This is a genomic window from Thainema salinarum CENA647 (assembly GCF_057732415.1).
The window spans coordinates 769,446-790,266 of the sequence record NZ_JBYJZJ010000015.1 but is presented as its reverse complement, the minus strand read 5'-3'; the positions used below and the strand labels follow the sequence as shown (position 1 = coordinate 790,266).

At 49.5% G+C, this 20,821-nt stretch carries 14 protein-coding genes; 10 read left to right on the top strand and 4 right to left on the bottom strand.

Features of this window, described 5'->3' with window-relative positions:
- The first annotated feature begins 342 nt into the window (after nt 1-342).
- From hemN to AC286M_RS05175, 6 genes are all read left to right on the top strand, one after another.
- Nucleotides 343-1,728, top strand: coding sequence for an oxygen-independent coproporphyrinogen III oxidase (hemN, locus tag AC286M_RS05200; RefSeq protein ID WP_488203367.1), 1,386 nt, complete (start codon nt 343-345; stop codon nt 1,726-1,728).
- A gap of 36 nt (nt 1,729-1,764) precedes the next feature.
- Nucleotides 1,765-3,864 carry a magnesium-protoporphyrin IX monomethyl ester anaerobic oxidative cyclase gene (gene bchE / locus AC286M_RS05195; RefSeq protein ID WP_488203366.1) on the top strand — a complete coding sequence of 700 codons (2,100 nt, stop codon included), beginning with the start codon at nt 1,765-1,767 and terminating at the stop codon, nt 3,862-3,864.
- Between the two features lie 423 nt (nt 3,865-4,287).
- Nucleotides 4,288-5,139, top strand: a complete 852-nt coding sequence (locus tag AC286M_RS05190) for an acyl-CoA desaturase (RefSeq protein ID WP_488203365.1) — start codon at nt 4,288-4,290, stop codon at nt 5,137-5,139.
- 403 nt (nt 5,140-5,542) lie between these two features.
- Nucleotides 5,543-8,581, top strand: coding sequence for a PAS domain-containing protein (locus tag AC286M_RS05185; RefSeq protein ID WP_488203364.1), 3,039 nt, complete (start codon nt 5,543-5,545; stop codon nt 8,579-8,581).
- Between the two features lie 9 nt (nt 8,582-8,590).
- Nucleotides 8,591-9,283, top strand: a complete 693-nt coding sequence (locus tag AC286M_RS05180) for a response regulator (protein ID WP_488203363.1) — start codon at nt 8,591-8,593, stop codon at nt 9,281-9,283.
- A 39-nt stretch (nt 9,284-9,322) separates the two neighbouring features.
- The gene (locus tag AC286M_RS05175; protein WP_488203362.1) at nt 9,323-10,747 is read left to right on the top strand and encodes a putative bifunctional diguanylate cyclase/phosphodiesterase; all 1,425 of its coding nucleotides are present in this window, start codon (nt 9,323-9,325) and stop codon (nt 10,745-10,747) included.
- Here the strand turns inward: AC286M_RS05175 and tnpA are convergent.
- Nucleotides 10,729-11,172 (bottom strand): IS200/IS605 family transposase, encoded by a 444-nt coding sequence (gene tnpA / locus AC286M_RS05170; protein WP_488202591.1) that lies wholly within the window; start codon nt 11,170-11,172, stop codon nt 10,729-10,731. The two genes, AC286M_RS05175 and tnpA, sit on opposite strands and share 19 nt — an antisense overlap.
- Nucleotides 11,173-11,178: 6 nt before the next feature.
- Here tnpA and AC286M_RS05165 point away from each other — a divergent pair, with 6 nt between their 5' ends.
- A complete protein-coding gene (locus tag AC286M_RS05165) occupies nt 11,179-11,640 on the top strand; it encodes an EAL domain-containing protein (RefSeq protein ID WP_488203609.1) in 462 nt (153 codons plus the stop codon).
- Nucleotides 11,641-11,653: 13 nt separating this feature from the next.
- Here AC286M_RS05165 and AC286M_RS05160 read toward each other — a convergent pair whose 3' ends face one another.
- Nucleotides 11,654-15,052 carry a hypothetical protein gene (locus tag AC286M_RS05160; protein WP_488203361.1) on the bottom strand — a complete coding sequence of 1,133 codons (3,399 nt, stop codon included), beginning with the start codon at nt 15,050-15,052 and terminating at the stop codon, nt 11,654-11,656.
- Nucleotides 15,053-16,148: 1,096 nt separating this feature from the next.
- Between AC286M_RS05160 and AC286M_RS05155 the strand changes: the two genes are divergently transcribed.
- On the top strand, nt 16,149-16,847 hold the full coding sequence (locus tag AC286M_RS05155; protein WP_488203360.1) for a pentapeptide repeat-containing protein: 699 nt from the start codon (nt 16,149-16,151) through the stop codon (nt 16,845-16,847).
- A gap of 3 nt (nt 16,848-16,850) precedes the next feature.
- On the opposite strand, the gene AC286M_RS05150 is transcribed toward AC286M_RS05155, so the two are convergent.
- On the bottom strand, nt 16,851-17,924 hold the full coding sequence (locus tag AC286M_RS05150; RefSeq protein WP_488203359.1) for a metal ABC transporter substrate-binding protein: 1,074 nt from the start codon (nt 17,922-17,924) through the stop codon (nt 16,851-16,853).
- Between the two features lie 581 nt (nt 17,925-18,505).
- Here AC286M_RS05150 and AC286M_RS05145 point away from each other — a divergent pair.
- Nucleotides 18,506-19,096, top strand: a complete 591-nt coding sequence (locus tag AC286M_RS05145) for a sugar O-acetyltransferase (protein ID WP_488203358.1) — start codon at nt 18,506-18,508, stop codon at nt 19,094-19,096.
- A gap of 138 nt (nt 19,097-19,234) precedes the next feature.
- Nucleotides 19,235-20,011 (top strand): endonuclease/exonuclease/phosphatase family protein, encoded by a 777-nt coding sequence (locus tag AC286M_RS05140; protein ID WP_488203357.1) that lies wholly within the window; start codon nt 19,235-19,237, stop codon nt 20,009-20,011.
- Between the two features lie 115 nt (nt 20,012-20,126).
- On the opposite strand, the gene AC286M_RS05135 is transcribed toward AC286M_RS05140, so the two are convergent.
- Nucleotides 20,127-20,348 (bottom strand): hypothetical protein, encoded by a 222-nt coding sequence (locus AC286M_RS05135; protein ID WP_488203356.1) that lies wholly within the window; start codon nt 20,346-20,348, stop codon nt 20,127-20,129.
- Between the last annotated feature and the right edge of the window lie 473 nt (nt 20,349-20,821).

Sequence of the window (20,821 nt, the reverse complement as noted above, 5' to 3'; positions counted from 1 at the left end):
AAATCCCTCTCCCAAAGCGGGCTACTGCTTATACACATCCTAAATAGTCCTTCTAAATCCCGGACTGATCCCCCTAAATCCCCCTTAAAAAGGGGGAACTTTGAGCCAGTCCCCCCTTTTTAAGGGGGGCTAGGGGGGATCTCAACGCCGAAACGAAGCCTAGGAGACTTATGTATAAACAGTAGCCTGCTCTGGGAGAGGGACTTTGAAAACTAAATCTGATTGTGCGGCTCCCCTTCTTCCCTTGTGGGAGAAGGGGGTGGGGGATGAGGGGAACAGATTGTCAGTCACCCCCTACACCTTGATGCGCCTAACTATTACCCCAAAGGAGAAACCATCCACATGAAATATCTGTTGCCCACTGTGCAATTCGACACGGAGTTACTCAAAAAATACGATCAGCCCTTACCGCGATACACCAGCTATCCACCCGCCACCGAATTGCGCCCGGACTATAGCGCTTTTGACCACAAACAGGCGATTACAGCCCTTAATCAGCGTTCGTCGCCGCTGTCGCTGTATGTGCATATTCCGTTTTGCCAAAGCGCCTGCTATTTCTGTGGATGCAACGTTATCGTTTCCAATAATAAGAACATCGCTTTAAATTATCTCGAATATTTAATTAAAGACATTCAGCAAACAGCCGCTAGGCTCAACACTGAAAAGCCCGTGGTGCAGATGCACTGGGGCGGCGGCACGCCTAACTATCTGACGATTGAACAGGTTAAGCTGCTGTGGAATGTGATTAATCGTCACTTCCACTTTGCACCGGAAGCCGAAATTTCGATTGAAATTAATCCCCGCTACGTTGACCAAGCCTATATTCAAGCCCTGCGGGAGATAGGCTTTAACCGGATTAGCTTTGGGATTCAGGACTTCAATCCCAAGGTGCAGGCCGCCGTTAATCGGGTACAGCCGGAAGAACTGTTGTTTAACGTCATGGACTGGATTCGGCAGGCTAAGTATGACAGCGTTAACGTCGATCTGATCTACGGACTGCCCCATCAATCTCTGCAAACCTTCGAAGAAACGATTCAAAATACAGTTGATTTAAATCCCGATCGGCTGGCGATCTTCAACTTTGCCTATGTGCCCTGGCTGAAGCCCGTACAGAAAAATATTGACGAAGCTGCTCTGCCCTCTGGTCAAGAAAAGCTAGACATTCTGCAAATGGCGATCGCAGAATTGACCCGCAGTGGCTACTACTATATCGGCATGGATCACTTTGCCAAGCCGGATGATGAGCTGGCAGTGGCGCAGCGCAATGGCTTGCTAAAACGGAACTTCCAGGGCTACACCACCCAGCCCAATGCGGAGCTGCTGGGCTTTGGTTTAACCTCCATCAGTATGCTGCACGATGCCTATATCCAAAACCACAAGCAGCTGCGGGACTACTATCAAGCCATCGATCAGGAACAGCCACCGATTGAAAAAGGAATTAATCTGCACCGCGATGACATCATTCGCCGTGAGGTGATCATGCAGCTGATGTGCCACTTTGGTCTCTCCAAATCAGAGATTGAAGCGAAATATCACCTCGATTTTGATGCCTACTTTGAGCCGGAATTAGCTGACCTGCAAGCACTAGAAGCCGATGGCTTAGTTAGAGTATATGCCGATGGTATCGACGTGACCCCGGCTGGCCGCTTGCTCATTCGCAATATTGCTGCCGTATTTGATGCTTACCTGCGCGATCGCATTATCGCCAATTTCTCTAGAGCAATTTAAACGCCAACTTTTTGACCTAACTCAGGAGGATCGATCATGCGTATCCTGATGATTCAACCCAATTATCACTCTGGCGGAGCTGAAATTGCTGGGAATTGGCCGCCCAGTTGGGTGCCCTATGTCGGTGGAGCGCTGAAGGCAGCAGGCTTTGATCAGGTTCGCTTCATTGATGCCATGAGCAACTACATTGATGATGCAGAACTGGCGGCAGAGATTCGAGCCTATCAGCCCGATGTAGTGCTGGCAACGGCGATCACGCCGATGATCTACAAGTCGCAGAGTACGCTGCGGCTAGTCAAAGAGGTGTGCCCCTCGGCCAAAGCCATTATGGGTGGTGTTCATCCCACCTATATGTATCGGGAGGTGCTGCATGAGGCCCCGTGGATTGACTACATCATTCGGGGGGAAGGCGAAGAGATTACGGTTAACCTGCTGCGTGCGATCGCAAATGGCACAGACGAGCAGGATCGTCGTGAGATTCTGGGCATTGCCTTCTTGGATGAGGGTCAGGTGGTGGCCACGCCAGCTCATCCACCGATCCAAAATCTAGACACCCTCACGCCGGACTGGGATTTGCTGGATTGGGACAAGTACATCTACACGCCGCTAAATACGCGGGTGGCCGTGCCCAACTATGCACGGGGCTGCCCGTTCCGCTGCCGCTTCTGCTCCCAGTGGAAGTTCTGGCGCAAATACCGCTCTCGTTCGCCCAAGAACTTTGTGGACGAGATTGAGCGATTGGTGAAGGACTATAACGTCGGCTTTTTCATTCTGGCTGACGAGGAGCCGACGATTAATAAGTCGCGCTTCATTGCTCTATGTAATGAGCTGATTGAGCGCGATCTGGGCGTTCACTGGGGCATCAATACCCGAGTCACCGACGTGCTGCGCGATGAGAAGGAGCTGCCGCTCTATCGCAAGGCGGGGCTGGTGCATGTATCGCTTGGCACCGAAGCAGCCGCTCAGCTCAACCTGAACCTGTTCCGCAAGGAAACGACGATTGCTGACAACAAGCGAGCCGTGCAGCTCCTGCGGGAAAACGGCATTCTGGCCGAAGTGCAGTTCATCATGGGTCTGCCCAGCGAGACTCCCGAAACCATTGAAGAAACCTATCTGATGGCGCGGGACTGGAAAGCTGACATGACCAACTGGAACATGTACACCCCTTGGCCCTTCTCTGAGCTGTTCCAGGATTTGCAGGACAAAGTTGAGATTCGCGACTACTCGCACTACAACTTCGTTACGCCAATCATCAAGCCGGACAATATGACGCGGGAAGAGGTGCTGAAGGGGGTGCTGCGCAACTATGCCCGCTTCTACTCCTGGAAGTTCTTGGAGTATTGGTTTGAGCGCGATCCGTTTAAGCGACGGTATCTGCTGGGCTGCCTCTGGGCCTTCGTCAAGACGACGCTGAACAAGCGGTTCTACAACTTGACCCGCGTCAAGCAGAAAGGGCTGCACACAGAAATTGAGTTTGGCTTTGACGAGTCCCGCATTCTCACTGCCGACCAAATGGCGCAGCTCCGGCAGCATCAGGGGGCTGACGTGAACTTCGAAGGTACAGTTGAAGGCACGCTTCAAGGCACAGTTGAAGGGGCAGTTGAAGGGGCGATTTCCGCCTGCGGTGCACCTAATGACCTGCCGGAGCTGCCGGAGTGCGAGGCGCAGCCCGCACGGCTCCAGCCGTTCCAGGCGGTAATTCAAACAGCCATCGTGGAGGATGAGCAGCAAACGCGGATTGATCTGCGGGTTAATCTGCGATCGCAACCCGGTATCGAAGTGGCCAGCGAAGCCACCAATGCCGAAACCGGGCTGGTGCTGCTGGAATCCATCGATATCGACGTAGCCGTGGTCGATGCCACGCTGCCCGATATGGATATCGCCAAGTTCATCCGCATGGCCCGCAAGGTGCAGACTACATCCTACGTCACGCCTTCCCGGATTCTCGTTCTGGCCCATCCCGATCAGCAGTCGCTGTTGGCAGATGCGATCGCAGCCGGAGCCGATGCGGTCTGTCTCAAAACTGCGCCTATCCAGCAACTAGCCGAGGCCGTGCGAACGACTTATCGCACAGGCAGCTATCGCGATCCTGCGATCGCGAATCTCCCGGAACCTGTAACTGTGACAGGCGCGTAGCTCTTGTTATCTGGCACCTAACTTGCATCAAAGGCTGCCGAATGTGTCCAGTCTCTTAGCTTCGTTTCGGCATTGAGATCCCCCTAAATCCCCCTTAAAAAGGGGGGACTTTGAGTCAATCCTCCCCTTGTTCTAAGCAAAGTCATACCTACAAACCCAATTCCCCTCTTTTTAAGGTAATAACTGACTTGAAGCATCGACTGCTTGCCCTCATCCCCCAGCCCCTTCTCCTTGCGGGAGAAGGGGAGCCGGATCGAAAGTCCCTCGCCCCGTGGGAGAGGGATTTAGGGTGAGGGCAGCGAGATGACTTACTATGATGCGCCAAGTATATGAATACCCTTAAAAGGGGGGCTAGGGGGGATCTTCCGGATGCAAGACGTAATACAAAAAACAACTGAAATTTGTGTGGTAGAGGAAATCTGAATGACATCGAATCACGTACCTACAGCGCCCCAGGAAAAACTGAGGTTAGACTGGGCTGCTGTAGCCTTTTTCGCGAGTATTCACGCTCTCGCCCTATTGGCTCCCTGGTTCTTTTCCTGGTCAGCCCTGGGCGTCATGCTGTTCCTGCACTGGCTATTTGGCAGCATTGGCATATGCCTAGGCTACCATCGGCTGCTGAGCCACCGGAGTTTTCAGGTACCCAAATGGCTAGAATATGCGATCGCACTGATCGGTGCGTCAGCGCTTCAGGGTGGCCCGATCTTCTGGGCAGCCGGACACCGTTTGCATCACGGCTTTACCGAAGATGAGGAGAAAGATCCCTATTCGGCTCGCAAGGGCTTTTGGTGGAGCCATATGCTGTGGATCTTTTATCCCCGGTCTGAATTCTTTGAGTATGAGCAGTACCAGCGCTTTGCGCCTGACCTAGTGCGCGATCCATTCTACCGCTGGCTGAATCGCTACTTTTTCTTGCTCCAGATTCCAATCGCTCTCCTACTCTACGTTTTGGGCGGCTGGTCGTTTGTGATCTACGGTGTGTTTCTGCGAGCTGTTTTGCTTTGGCACACCACCTGGATGATCAACTCCGTCACCCATATGTGGGGCTATCGCACGTTTGAGAGCGACGACAACTCACGCAACCTCTGGTGGGCCGCCATTTTCACCTATGGGGAAGGCTGGCACAATAACCACCATGCCTATCCCAATGTGGCCAAAGCGGGCTGGCGCTGGTGGGAACTAGATGTCACCTGGTGGGCCATTTGGTTGCTGAAGCAGGTTGGCCTCGCCCGCAAAGTCGTCATGCCGCCCCAGAAATCACCTACAGCACAGTAGGAGCCTACTAAGAGTGCTGGCTGCTGAGGACTGAGTGGTAGGAATTAACTGGTTGCAGCTACGATTCAGGAAAACGATATTGCACGTTTAGTTTTGAACTTGTCTTGAGATACCGTCTCAGGATAGAACTCAAGAACTAGAAACCGGGGGGTGTTTGGCAAACGCTCTCCGGTTTCTAGTTTTAAAGCGTAAAGCAAAAGCAAGTTTCATTTCACTCAGCCATCAATGCTTAGCACTCAGCAACTTTGTCAGCTTAAATACAATCCGTAAATTCGCGGGTTAAAAAACGTGGAGATCACATTAGTACATATGACTGGTTCGCGCTAACACGTATGCTTCGCTGAATAAAAAACATTAAGATCGGTTGCAATGACCAAATCTCCACCAAATTTTCACTATCGCGATGAATTTGGCCCCGCAATCCTCACCACAACCACAACCACAGCAGCCTCCATTGCGGGTCTCGTTGCGATCGCTGTTGATCATTCCGTTCGTGGCACAGGTTTTTATTGCCGTTACCGTCACAGGCTGGCTAGCGCACCGGAATGGTCAGCAAGCGGTACAGTCACTGGCTTATCGCCTACTGAACGAAACCAGCGATCGGCTTAATGATCGGTTAAGAACCTATACCTCGATACCGCCTCTGATTACCCAGCGGAATATTGATGCTCTGGAGATAGAACAGCTTGATCCAACAAGTTTGAATAGCTGGGCTCCTCACCTGATCCGTCAAAGTCAGCGATTCCCAGCGGTTAACTATATTTATTACGGCAACACCCAAGGGGATTATGTCGAGATTTATAAACTGCCGGACAATCGCTTTGAATTCAGCATCAAAAATCAGCAGACCAACAATCTAGCTATCAACTACGCAATCTCAACCGATGGTCAGGTCGGCGACTTTTTGCGCACGAGCACGTATGAGCCACGTCAGCGCCCTTGGTATCAAGTCGCAGTCAGCTCCGGCCAACCCGCTTGGACGGAAGTATACGAGTTTGTTGATGCTGATGATGAACCCACATTTGGTATTAGCTTCGTTCGTCCCTACTTCAGCTCAAACGAGTCTCTACAAGGCGTCGTCGGAGTAGACTTTACGACTGAAAAAGTGGAGCGGTTTTTACAACAGCTTAAACCCAGCCCCACCAGCGCAATGTTCATTATCGAACCAGACGGTACAGTTGTCGCCAGCTCAACAGAATCCCATTCCACAGCAGATATCACTCCAACTGACGCCACAGACGCCGCCTCAAACACAGCCACCTACCCATTCACCCATTCACCATCAACTAATTCTTCATCAACTAACCCACCATTAACCAGTCCACCATCAACCAATAACTCTCAACCTACCCATCCCATCCTCCAGCGCACAACTCAACAGCTCCTGACGCAGTTTCAAGACCTAAGCGAAATTAAAACCCGGCAGCAGCTCATGTTTCGCACGGAAGGAGAGGTTTACTGGGTACAGGTGCGCCCATTTAGTGATCGATACGGGCTGAACTGGCTGGGCGTGTCCATCCTGCCGCAGTCTGACTTCACTGCGCAGATTCAGGCCAACACTCGCAACACCATCCTGTTTTGTTTGCTCGCTTTGGTAATGTCCACTGGGATGAGTCTTGTTGTCGCGCACTGGATTAGTCGTCCTATGCAGCGGCTAGGATTAGCCAGTCAGGCCATTGCCGAGGGTCAGCGCCACGATCCGATTACCCCCTCGCGCATCCGAGAAATGAATTTGCTGGTGCAAGGGTTCAACCACATGATGGCGAACCTGAGCCAATCGCGATCGCAACTAGAAGCCTATTCGCAACAGTTGGAAGCATTAGTCGAACAGCGCACCCACGAGCTACGTCAAAGTGAGGAACGCTGGCAGCTTGCCATTCGCGGCAACAATGATGGCATTTGGGACTGGAAAGTTTCGGAAGATGAAATTTTCTACTCAAAGCGTTTTAAGGAAATTCTGGGCTTTCAGGATGATGAGTTCCCCAATCAGCGGGTTCACTGGGTAATGCGGATTCATCCTGATGATCTGGACGGCATGATGCAGGCGATCGATCAGCATCTGTCGGGTCATACCGAGTACTATCAAGCTGAATATCGCTTGCTGAATAAATCAGGGCAATATACCTGGATTTTAGACCGGGGGCGGGCGCTGTTTGATGTGGAAGGTTTACCAATCCGCATGACGGGCTCTCATACTGATATTAGCGATCGCAAACAGCAGGAAAATGCCCTACGCATGGCCAATATCGCCCTTGACCAGGCTAAACAAATTGCCGAAACCGCCAATCAGGCTAAAAGTGAGTTTTTGGCCAACATGAGCCACGAGCTGAGAACGCCCCTCAATGCCATTCTGGGTTTTAGTCGTCTAATGGCTCAGGATATCAGCCTCAGCAGTACCCAAAAAGAAAACCTCAATATCATCAACCGCAGCGGCGAGCATCTGCTGGAGCTGATTAACGATGTGCTCGACATGTCTAAAATCGAAGCGGGCTACAACACGCTCCATATGACCCACTTTAATCTGCATCAACTGCTGACTGATATCAGCAATATGTTTGAGCTGCGGGCACATGAAAAAGGAATTAACTTGATCCTCGATACCGATGCCAATTTACCTGTTTATATTCAAGCGGATGCCGGGAAATTACGCCAAGTTCTAGTTAATCTACTGAGCAATGCTCTCAAATTCACCAAGGAAGGAACCATTGCGCTGCGGAGCCGAACTCTCAGCTCGGCTGATTCCACTGGTACAACTACCCATATCAATACCAACATCAACATAGATATTCATGCAGATATTAAATCAGATAATAATGCAGACTCAGATCTAGATTTGCGAACAGATTCACATATAGATAAAAATATAGAGAAAGACATATATACAAGACTGAATATAGACACCGATATTACAACAGGCAAAAGCTTTAATATAACTGCGAATTCAAGCACGCATCTAAATTTGCATTTAGATTTAGAGGTAAACACAAATAGTGCAGAGGTAACTAGTCATACAAATGCAAAAATAACAGATGCAAAAATAACAGATGCGAAAGCAGACGAAAACCATAGAAAGTCTATAGAGTCCATAGAATCAAGCAATCATTCGCCTTTAATCCTGCTGTTCGAAGTACAGGATACTGGCTATGGAATTGAAGCGGATGACATGCCCAAAATATTTGAAGCCTTTGTCCAAAGCGAAGTGGGTCTGAACACTCGTTCAGGAACTGGACTCGGTCTGCCTATTACCCAAAAGTTTGTTGAGCTAATGGGCGGCCAAATTACAGTAACCAGTCGCGATATGACTTACGCGCCTAGACAGCCAAACGCTCGGCCAGTCCTCTCTCCTCAGGCTGATTGCATGATTGGCTCTCGCTTTTGCTTCACGATTCAAGCCGCACCAGGCAGCCCCACATCAGTCGAAAACTTGCGGCCAAAACGATAAATAATTGGCTTGGAAAAAGGCGAAACGCCCCGTCGGATCTTAATTGCAGAAGATCGCTGGGAAAGTCGTCATCTGCTCCAGCAAATCTTGAGTCCGCTCGGATTTAAGATCAAAACGGCTGAAAATGGGCGAGAAGCAGTCGAAATTTGGGAACAATGGAATCCAGAACTGATTTGGATGGACATGCGCATGCCAGTCATGGATGGTTATCAAGCGACACGATATATTCGCTCTCATATTAAAGGGCAAGCGACCGCCATTATTGCGCTGACGGCTAGTGGTTTAGACAGCGAACGGGCTTTCATCCTTTCAGCCGGATGTAACGATTATGTTAGAAAGCCATTTCAAGAAAGTTTGATTTTGGAGAAAATAGCCGAGCACATTGGAGTGCGTTACGATTATAGGGAAATTAATCAGTCCACAATCAGTCCCCGCTTACAGCCAGTTGATGACTGTGCTGAACAACTGAAACAGCACCTTACCCATCTACCATTTGAATGGGTTAAGTCGCTTTGGCAAGCCGCCAAAGTTGCTGATAATGACTTGATTACAGATTTAATTCAGTCACAGAAAAATATCAATCCCCAACTGTCAATAATTATTCAGAATATTATTGATCATTTTCGTTATGACATTCTCATCCAGGTTACAAGCGAAAAGCTAAATCTGGAATGCCAAAGCACAGAATCAGAATGCCAATAGCTCTATATGGAATGTTTTAGGGTCGGGGAATCTACAGCAATGCAGCAGTATAAAGGCGATATTTTAATCGTTGATGACACACCAGATAACTTGAGAATCCTCTCGGCCTTGTTAGTAGAAAAGCAGTACAAGGTGCGGAGCGTAATCTCAGGAGAACTTGCTCTCACTGTTGCCCAGGAAGCCCAGCCCGACTTGATCTTATTGGATGTCATGATGCCGGATATCAACGGCTATGATGTCTGTAAAGCATTAAAATCCAAAGAAATAACTGCGGAAATTCCAATTATTTTTCTCAGTGCTTTAGACGCTCCATTTGATAAAGTTAAAGCATTTGAAGTTGGCGGAATTGATTTTATTACCAAGCCATTTCACACTGAAGAAGTTATTGTCCGGATTGACACTCAGCTCAAGCTCAGACAAATTAAGCAAGAGCTGCAAATTATGAATACTGAGCTGGAAAAACGAGTTCGCAAACGTACAATCCAGCTCGAAACTGAAATCTCTGAACGGCGCAAAGCTCAGCAAGAGCTGCTGCATTTGGCGCTGCATGATGATCTGACGGGCTTACCGAATCGGGCGCTGTTGATGAAACGGCTAAAGCTAGCGCTAAAGGATGCCAAAGAGCATGAAGATTCGCGGTTTGCGGTGTTCTTCTTAGATTGCGATCGCTTTAAATTGGTCAATGATTCTCTAGGGCATTCGATTGGCGATCAGTTGCTGATTGCGATCGCGCGGCGGATTGAATCCTGTTTGCCCGCAGGCAGCACGATTGCACGGCTCGGCGGTGACGAATTTATTATTTTGCTAGAAAATATTGCCGATGAAGCCAGTGTAATTCGCGTTGCTGAGGCAATTCAGCAGGAGGTTAAAACGCCTTATCAGCTTGAACAACATGAGTTTTCCACCAGCGTTAGTATCGGCATTGTGATTGGCAATCCTAGTTACGAAGCGCCGGAGCACATCTTGCGAGATGCTGATGCCGCCATGTACAAAGCTAAAGAAGCTGGTAAAGGTTGCCACTACGTTTTTAGCGCTAATTTACATCAGTTAGCCCTCGATCGCTTTAGCCTTGAAGCTGAGCTGCGCCGAGCCATTAAAAGTGATGAATTTATTCTCCATTTTCAGCCGATTGTCGATTTAGCTTCGAGTCAAATATACGGATTTGAGGCCCTAGTTAGATGGCAGCATCCCATTAAAGGATTACTTCAGCCCGGTGCTTTTATGCCGCTAGCTGAGGAGTCGGAACTGGTTGAAATGATTGACTTCTGGGTGCTGAAGCAAGTGTGTCAACGACTAACAGAATGGCAAACTAGGGGCTTAATTCAGCAGCCGTTTCGGATTGGCGTTAATTTTTCAGCCCGACATTTTTCCAAAACTGAATTTCTGAAAAAAATTGATAAATTATTGAATGAAATACCCCGCCGCAAGCGGACGGGGTATCAGAATCAAAAAAGAGCAAGTTGATTATCCCGATGCAATTTGAGGTAATCTTTGCCTTGGGCTTGAACATATTTGGCGATCATTCCTTCATCCCCGTGGCGGCCTACTGTACTCGCAAAATATCCATCACTCCAAAACTCGCCTCCCCAAAGTTTCTGCTTCACTTGAGGGCATCGTTTGAAGACTTCTCGTGCAGTTAAACTTTTCAGCATCGTTACCAGTTTGGTCACACTATAGGTCGGCACGGACTGCACTAGAAAATGGACATGGTCTTTGTCCACTCCAATTTCGACAAACTTCACCTCGTAGCGTTTCTCGATTTCGAGGCAGACCTCTCGCAGAACCGCATCTACTTGCTCATCAAACACAACCCGTCGATACTTTGCTGGAAACACTAAGTGGTATAGCAAAACTGTTACGTTATGACTCTTGTGGATGTACTCACTCATTCTTAGATCTTACGCCGCAGAGCGGCGGGGAATGGACCCCAAGAGATTCAATATAATATTGATGGTCAATATTTAAACTTTGAAGTAACTGAGCATGGCTTAATGAAGCGAGCCAAAGCCGCAGCTCAGATTTTAGAACAGCTTCGCTGTCGCAATATTCAAATTTCAGTTGATGATTTTGGTACGGGTTATTCGTCGCTCAGCTATTTGCATCAGTATCCAATTAATACGCTCAAAATCGACCGTTGTTTCGTACATAATCTGCATGTGCAGCCCCAAAATGAAGCGATTGTACGAGCCATCATCGCCTTAGCCAGCAGCTTGGGCGTCAAAACAATTGCGGAAGGAGTGGAAACAACCGATGAACGGGATTATCTCATCACCCTGGGTAGTCAGTTTGCCCAAGGCTATCTCTTTGCTCGACCCATAGATGCGGCTGCCGCCGAGGACTTGCTAGCGAAAGGGTAACTGTTGGTAGTTTTCAAGGCGCATCTGAATGTAGGGCAGTGAAAAGCTGATGGACAAGCTGATCGCGGCGGTCGGCAATTTGATCAACTGGGAGATGAGATCGCACCTCCTTCCCAGAATGCAGTTCCTTAGCACAGTGGCACTCGGCAATGAGAATATCCCGGCAGCGCTTCAAATACGCTGTCATGTGGCCGTTGTAGCGCTCTTGCTGGCGGAGAGTTTGACGAGTAATTGGACGGCTACAGTGGCGCAGGCTCTGTAAATCGCCCAGAATCCAGCCAATCCGATCGTCAAGCTGCGGGTGCTGCTCAGCCGGGGCAGTGTAGAACCGCAGCGTCAGGCAGGCGGCGGCAAAAATGCGGCCCAAGTCGGCAATTTCGGTGACGCGGTGGGGATAGAGGTCACGCACCGATGCAACATCCGGATCGGCTAGATTCGGCTCCGCATTTGATAGCTCGCTGTTCGAGCAATCGCTAGCCATGAAGTTGCGCCGGATGTCGTACTGGCCATCTTCACCAGACTTGTGAACCTGTGCTCCGTCGTCGGCAATAGCCCAGGCCAAATTGAGCAGCCGACTGGCAATCTGAAACTTGCGATCCCAAAGCTGCGGATTATCGGTTTGCTCTACCACTAGCTCAAACTCATTATCGCCTGCCGTCAATTGGTTGCTACAGAGGTGAAACAGCCCTCTGGCCAGCAGCAGATAGCAGGCGTGGGCACCAAACAGATAGATTCGGCTGCTGGAATTGTCGGCATCGCTGGCTCCACACCAGGCTCGCCGCACGGATAAAAGGGACATATCCAAGTACAAAACGCCACTGTCCCGGTCTTGTCCCGGTAAGTGTTCCGCCAGCATTTCGCTGATTGGTGGAATGGCGCTAATCCGATAGTTACCGAAGGGCGGATTCAAATCGTCGGACAGACCGCTGTTTTCCTTAATTTGGTAATAGCAGCGCTGGCCCGTTTCAGCGTAGGAAATCAAGGCGTGATCACGCAGTCGTCTAGCCCAGTCCAAACCGCGATCGCGATTCAGCTTAAGCTGCTGCGTCCCCACCTGCACGTTAATTTCAGGCACTGACGAGAAAGCAGCCATCAGGTACAGCCAAGCCTGACAGGCGGTGTAGCAGGCATACTGTTCCTCGTTACCGTTGCTGGCCGCATAGAGACGCGCCTTTTCCATCAGGTAGAGCCGACCGCTGTGGATCGCTGTTTCCGTCTCGCGGAAGGTGCCCGCCACGCTGCTGTCGGTAGGAATGTAGTGCGGTGAGCTAGGTTCTTCCACGCGCACCTGTGGTGCGGCAAAAATCAGCAGTTTCGCTCTCAAGAAGTAAATTTCTGCCAAGAGCTGATTGTGGGGATGGAAGAGGCCCTGGGAGACTTCGTTGATAATGAAATACTTGGCTAGCCGGATATTGAGGTGCTCTTCTGCCCGATTAAGAGCCTGCCAAGCTTCATCGACTAGCCGCTGATGAAAGGTGCGTTCGTCCAGATCGAGCGGAATATAAGAGGGCAGAAAATTGCGCACGCCCCGTTCCGCCCGCCGATCAACCAGGTAGAAATAATGGGCGCGGCAGAGTTCAAACCGAGTAATCAGCGCACCTGAGAAAATCTCGAACTCGGCCAGCGTGGCCTGATTCTCATTGCCAAAGCGCCTCAGCCAGTTGATGCCGCTGTCTGACAGCCCCTTCAGCACGGCCACTTGATCCAAATAGCTATAGGCGCGGCGGTAGGCTCCTTCATTCAGGTCAATTTGGGCAATTGTCAAGCAGGCATCGAACAAGCTGTAGGGATCAGCCGTTGTCAAGGCGCGATTTCGCAGCGATCGCAACAGGGTTGTCCGCAAGCGGCTAGACAGCGCAAAGGACGAAAACGGATAGGATTCCACATAGGAAATCGCTTCTTGCAGCAGATACAGCCGCTCAATCCGGCGACAGAGTTCTTGTCCATAGTCGGCGGGAGCAATTTCGGTGTAGCGAATGGCTCGCAGTCGCGCCTGTAGCGCTGCATTAGCGGAACAGAGAATCAAATCAAATCCGCAGTAGTCACCCCGACCCACCGGATCACCAAAGGAAAACTGATCATAGAGCTGGAGCCTGCCCACGGTTTTACTCTGATCCATCGCCTCAGCCAGCGTTTTGACCTTGCAGAGCTTGACCAGACTGTGCGACCAGACGGGCGACGGCATATTGCTGCGGATGATTTCCTGATTAATCAGCACATCGTGGGCAATCGGGAAATACTGCGATCGCAAACTTTGGTTATCGCTCAACAGCAGCATGTTAATCACCTTAATCACGTGGGACAGCGTGCCCCCAATGCCCGTACTGCTGAGGGAAAAATCAATCCGTAATCCTGTATCATCCTGGCTTTTGAGCTGCTCGAAAATGGCCGGAAAATCCGACTGATAATCAGCAGGCAAACGCATGTAAAAATGCACCGTTACCCGATTAGCGTACTGCGAGGCAATTTCCACGTCGGTATCGTCGAAGCGCAGGAGATTGCCCAGTAGCAAGCCTGGATCATCCGGCTGATTGGCCACCCGCAGCGGAAACGGCCCAATCTGCTGAATCGTGATCGTCTTGATAAAAATCGGGAAATCCTGGGTCAGCAACTCATTCTCAATCACCGCCTGCGTGAGACGGCGGACAAACCCGCGCGGCAAATACTGCTGAATGTAGGCCGACTGCCCCTGGCGGTAAACATTAGGAAACTGAAACTGAAACTGGCTCACGCCGCACTTGAGCAAAATGCGATCGATTTCCCGTTTGGCTTTACCCGCCAGTTCATCCAGCTTGCTGCGGCTTAGTCCGGCAGGCAAATAGGGTGGATCGTGCTCCACCAGCGTATCAATGTAGCGATGTACGTCATCGAGACCACCAAACGGCGAAGAGGTTTCCTGCACAAAGGCTAGCCCAATCGAGGAGCGATAGAGGCTGAGAATCGTTTCATAGTCGCGCTGATCTTGGTAGAGGCTGAGATTGAGCAGCGCCTGCTGTAGCATGACCTCTTCCATGCCCGCTGGTAGACTGAGCTGCTGTCGCTCAGCCGGGGTCAACTGCACCAGCTTTTGCAGCAGCACCAGCATTTCCTCCGGTGTTAGGACGTAGCTACTGGCAGGGGAGGGGTTAGATGTGCGATCGCGATTCTGCCGCTGTTGCTGCTGCTGGCTCTGATAGTGTGCCTGCAAGCGATGCAGCAGATCGACTAGTTCCCCTGTGGTCAGACTGCGCTCTCCCTGCCGCAGTTTATTGATGTAGTCGCGTCCAGTTTTGGGGCTTTTGTCGGGATAGAACAGCTGAGCCAGTTCGTTTTGGCTAGGAGGTTTACTTTGATCAAACGTCCGCAGGGCAATCAGCCGCTCAATCAGATAGCCGCCTGTGATTCTGGCTCGGGATTGGTCGGGGTGGGTCATGGGGGCAGGGTGGATGGGTGGATGGGTGGATGGGTGGTTAGTAGTTAGTAGTTAGTGGTTAGTGGTTAATAGTTAACAGTTGATGGTTAATAGGTTTGGTTGGATTGGGGATGGATGGGCTAGATTGAGGGTGGGTAAGTTTGTTGTTTGAATATTGCGGTTCAGTTAGGTTTCGGTTAGATGGATTGATCCTTAAATGAGCTGGCTTTTAGGTTAAAAAATGTGTATTTTTGCTGTTTTAAGAAATTCGCCGTTTTTATTTGGTTAGATTTTAACCAACATTCCTTCAGGCAAGTAGTTAACTTTCGACTCAGAAATTGCGCTAATTTAGTTATCTTTGCTACTAAATGAGATAAGTGCGATCGCGTTTGGGGTGTTTGACCTCAGTTATAAGCTGCGATCGCAGTTCATATTTTCCCTAAATCGGCAATTCGTAAGTTTGAACTATTGGTGTTTGAGATTGTAAGGATTCATGCAATGATTTCAACATTGAATTCACCAGTGCTGCTGTCAGAAATTGGTTTGCATTAGGATACATTGCCCAATTGATCCCTATCGAGCAGTGAGAATAAGCTTCTTCGCTGTATCTCTTGTTTCCGTATTCCTATGCAGAGCAAATTTTGCCAAGTTTAGACTAACACTGCTCACACGGAGTTCTCAGCAAACTGAGCCTGAGTCATTTCTGAGCAATTCAGTTTGAGCTAGTCAACAGCAGCGTTTCGTCAGACATTACCAACACACAATCATTCAACATGTCTGTTTTAGCTCGTTTGACCAATATCGAGATTGAAATCAATGGATTTCGGTCTTGTACCTAGAGTTATGGGCGTATCTCAATCTAGTTAACTTTCCTAGCCATCAACCATCGTTTCTCCAAGGACAAGACGCGCCTGGATCAGTAGTCATATGAAATCCGGTAGAAAACCCATTATTTATTGTTTGTGAAATGCTTGCGGAGCAAGCGTTTCATAAACATAAATCGGGTTCTCATACACGAATTTGATATCATGCGATCCAGGCGAGCAATCAATTCCAGCCTGATTCAATCTCCCTTTTCGATAACCCCCAATCGCAACATTAGTGGAGATCAGGTGTAATGACCTTCAATAACCCAATTAATCGTCTCGGCGGAGACTTACTCGCTAAAGCCCTGCAAAATAGGGACTTCAGCGGGCTAGATTTGAACCGTGTGGACTGGAGTGGAACCGATTGGAGTGGATTTGATTTCAATGGCACTAATCTAAGCAATGCGGATTTAAGCGGTGCTCGCCTAAACGATGCCAATTTTCGTGGTGCTAAGTTGCAGAATGCGAACTTAAGCGGTGCTGATCTGAATGGCGCGAATCTCAGCGGTGCCAATCTCTATGCCGCTGATTTTAGCCGAGCTGATTTGATTAAAGCCGATTTAAGCCGCTGCCAGCTCCAGAATGCCATCTTTTGTCAAGCGGATATGGCGTTGGCTAATTTGGATCGGGCCGATTGCCAAGCTGCTAACTTCAGCCAAGCTCGCATGGGTGGCGTGCGGCTCCGCTATACCAACCTGAAGCGCGCTACGCTTTATCGCGCAGAACTGTTGGGAGCCATGCTAGAGCAGACTGACCTAACCTCTGCGGATCTCCGGAGCGCTAAGCTCTGCCGGGCCATCATCATCGAAGTTGAAGTTTGGGGAGCCGTTTTGCCCAATGGCCGCACCGCCAATCCCCGAACCGCCTTAGTTGAGCTGATCGAGTTTACGTCCGGAGAACAGTGCCGTGATGTAGTTGTATTTCCGGCCATCCAGCCGGGAACAGCTTAGAGATTACAGAGAGCTGCGATCGCAATTGCCACCCAGGGCAGTTGCGATCGTACAGGTATTGACAATCAGCATTTCTTGATAGGTTTCAGCTTCTGCGCCAGCTCCACCGGGGCCTTCAACAAACAGCGGCGTTTCGGCAACAGTTACGCCTGCATTTTGCGCCACCGTGTTAATTAAATCGGGGCTAGTCGTGGTTTCGGCAAAAATGGCAGGTACCTGAGCCTGTTTCACCTGATCCACAATTTCCGTCAGCCGATTCGCCGACGGTTTTTCCTCAGTGCTCAAACCACTGAGAGCACCCGCGACTGTCAAACCATAAGCATCAGCATAGTAGCCAAATGAATCATGAGTCGTGAGCAGGAGGCGATTGCTCTCTGGAATCGTGTCGATTTGAGCCTGAATCCACTGATCAATATCCGTCAACTCCTGGCGGATTGCCGAGGCTCGCTCTTGATACTGTTCAGCTTCATCTGGTGTCGCTTCGGCCAAACGCGCGGCAATTTCATCTACTAGCGCCGCACCATAGGCTGCATCATGCCAAACATGGGGATCGGGCACTTGATCACCTGCATTGGCTTGCGCTGCCTGGTCTCCCTCGGCAGCTTCGTCATGGGCATGGTCATGATCGTGGTCGTGGTCGTGTTCACCTTCATGGGCAGCTTCATGGCTATGATCATGATCATGACTGTGGGGATCAGCCATACGTGGGTTCGGTACGGCGGCTTCGAAGACGGCAACTTTATACAGCGACGCTTTGATCATGCCCTGAATCTTGGGCTGAAAATTGTAGCCCCCGTACAGTACCAAATCAGCCTCTTCAATGGCGCGCACTGCTGATGGAGAAGGCGCAAACGTATGGGGATCTTGGCCCGGTTCAAGCAGGCAGGTTAGTTCCACCGTATCTTGCGCAATTTGCTGCGTTAGGTCGCACAGGATGCCGTTGGTGGCGACAACGGTTGGCATCTCCGCTTCAACCTGTGACTGTGAATTGTCATCAACGGAATTAGATGGCGTATTCGAAGATAAATCACCACAGCCTGCCAGTCCCAGCGCGAACGGCAGAATCGCGATACCCACTTTCAATCCAGTATTTGTATACTCACATCTTGCACTCAAACCCGAAGAGGTGATTTTGCCACCGCGACGCGGCGGCAAAATCACCCTTCTGGGTCTTTGGTTTGCAAGGTACAAGATGTGAGTATAGAAAGATCGCCACATGTTATCCACGCCTGAAAAACGTCCAATCTGCAGATAGATGCAAGATGTAAGGTTAACCAAAATTTGTGGGGCAACGTTTCCCCTAATCCTGGTTCAACCTCCCATAACCTGAGTAGGAGCAGGTTTAGTCGATAAATACTGAATTGGAATCAAGATTTGCGAAACAAAACCTACTCCAATAACAGCACATATGTTGGGTGATTACTCAATGAAGCTTAGCACAAAATGAGAATGATTATCATGCTTGTTTCAGCTAATTCAGTGGTGCATTGCTCTACACATGCACCCTACAGTGATGAACGACTTGCGGAAATTCAAGTGGCTAGCGCTATGGAGATGAGGTAAGACAGGCCTATTCTCTAAGCCTTGATATACCGTAGGAGTAGACACCACTCACCCGCTTTGATACAGCGCTACTCAATGCATAGGAATGCGATCGGATGGACAAAACTGAACGGGAAAAAATGCTGGCTAATGAGCTGTATCTCGCCAGCGATCCAGAACTGTATGAAATGTATCTCCAGGCGCAGCGGTTGCTGTATCGTTTCAACGCAACTGCACCCGATCAACTGGCGGAACGTCAGGAGCTGATCCGCACGCTATTTAGTGAAGTGGGCGCAAATCCAGTGATTCAGCCAAACTTCCGCTGCGACTACGGCTGTCATATTTTTGCTAAGGACAATCTCTACATGAACTACGACTGCGTAATTCTGGACTGTAATCGCGTGGAATTTGGCAATAACGTGATGTTAGCTCCTGGGGTGCATATCTATGCGGCTTACCATCCCTTGAGCGTGTCGATTCGCCGCACAGGATTGGAATTAGCGGCTCCCGTTTCTATTGGGGATGACGTTTGGATTGGCGGCAGAGCGATTGTTTGTCCAGGCGTTCAGATTGGCGATGGCAGTACGATTGGGGCAGGCAGCGTGGTGACACGAGATGTACCGCCCAATGTTTTCGCAGCGGGCAATCCCTGTCGCGTGATTCGGGAACTATCGCCGGAAGAGCGTGTACCTCCCGGCATTGAGTAGTATCAATTCTGCAATTTGGCCTATAGATGAGTCGATAGTGGATGAGTGGATGGGTACGGGAGAGTAGGTGGATGGGTAAAGGGCTAGATGGGTGATCACGTGATGATCTGATTTGGTGCGAGATGTGAGAATAGAGCCATGAATCTGTTTAAGGCGACTGAAACAATTATTCAGCATCAGCCGGGAACGCAGTTGGCCCTGGATGGACGTTCGATCCGGGTGTTGAACTGGAATGTTGCCAAAAATAATCACCAATCCCAATGGCGGCAAGATTTCCAGTCGATTGCGCGGCAGTACATACCCAATTTGCTGTTTTTGCAGGAAGCTCGCGTTATTGCTGAGCGATCGCCGATTCCAAATTCACAAGCAGGCTGGCACTTTGCGCCTAATTTTCAAACTCCGTTTCTGCAAACTCACTTTGGCGTTCTGACGGCAGCCGAGGCTAATGCAGCGTCCTGGCAAAGTCTGTTAACTGAGCATTTTGAACCATTTTTTAACATTCCAAAGGTGGCGTTGATCACCGAATATCCGCTGGCAGGCATGGCTCAAACCCTGATGGGAGTGAATATGCACGGCATTAATTTTGTCAGCACAGCTAAGTTTGAGTCCCAGCTTTACCAGTTAGAAAATGCGATCGCACATCATCAAGGGCCAATTATTCTTTCGGGCGACTTCAACACCTGGCACTTTGGCCGCATGGATTTGCTGACGGAGTTAGCGACTCGGCTGGGACTTGTGTCGGTGCAATTTACAGATGAGCATCATCAATATCTGAAGCGCTTTCTGTTTTCTCATCCGCTGGATCACATTTTTTATCGAGAACTAGTCGTTAAACCCGATAGTGCAGTCGTGATTCCGGATTTAACTTCATCTGATCATGCGCCGATGGTAGTAGAGTTTTACACTCCGACTTGATCGGTTCCTTAGCGTCTGCTTTGGGATTAGCAATTTGAAGCGGGTAGCTTGCCGCTGCATTGCGGCGACAGGCCACCCTATCTAGGTTTTGGTGCAAGATCTACAAGGTTTAGATCTACTTCAGTTCTTCTTCAGACCGTTCCCGCATGGTTTGTTGTAGATGATCCGTCTGGTGTCGGTGCTGATTTACGTTTTCACGGGCCTGTTCCGAAACCGTTCCATCAGCCTCAGCTTGGTGAATTTCAGCTTGGCTTCGTTGCCGCATCGTATCGTTCAGATGCTTATCATGCTGCCGCTCTTTGGCCTGGTGCTCCCGAGCCTGTTCTGAACTATTCATAATTAACCTCTAAATCCAATAGTTTTCCTTACTATTTAACTTGCCACATGATTTTGTTAAAGGGCTAGCAAACGCAATAGAAATAAACTTTTACTTTTCTAGCCCAAAAACCAATATCTCGCTATTTGTGGAAATCCATTGCTTTTGCAATATGTCCAAGGTCATGTATGTTGAACTTATATACTTACAAGCTATTACTTCTGTTCGATTTATTGAACTGCGATCGCACTTTATTTCTTTTGTAAAAAGGATTTCGATCGCAAGCTGCTCAAAGTCTTAAGTCTCGTCACACAAACCTTTAGATCAGGATGTAAACTGCACTTTAGCAAGAGGGTAACAACGCGAAATTACGCAAGACTAGAAAGTAAGAGTTTTGTTTGATGGCTAAAAATTCTTTTTGTTTATTGCAAAGCTTGGTAGCAATAAAAGTTCTGTAGCAATAAATAAAAATAGACAAATTCACTGTTTGGCAG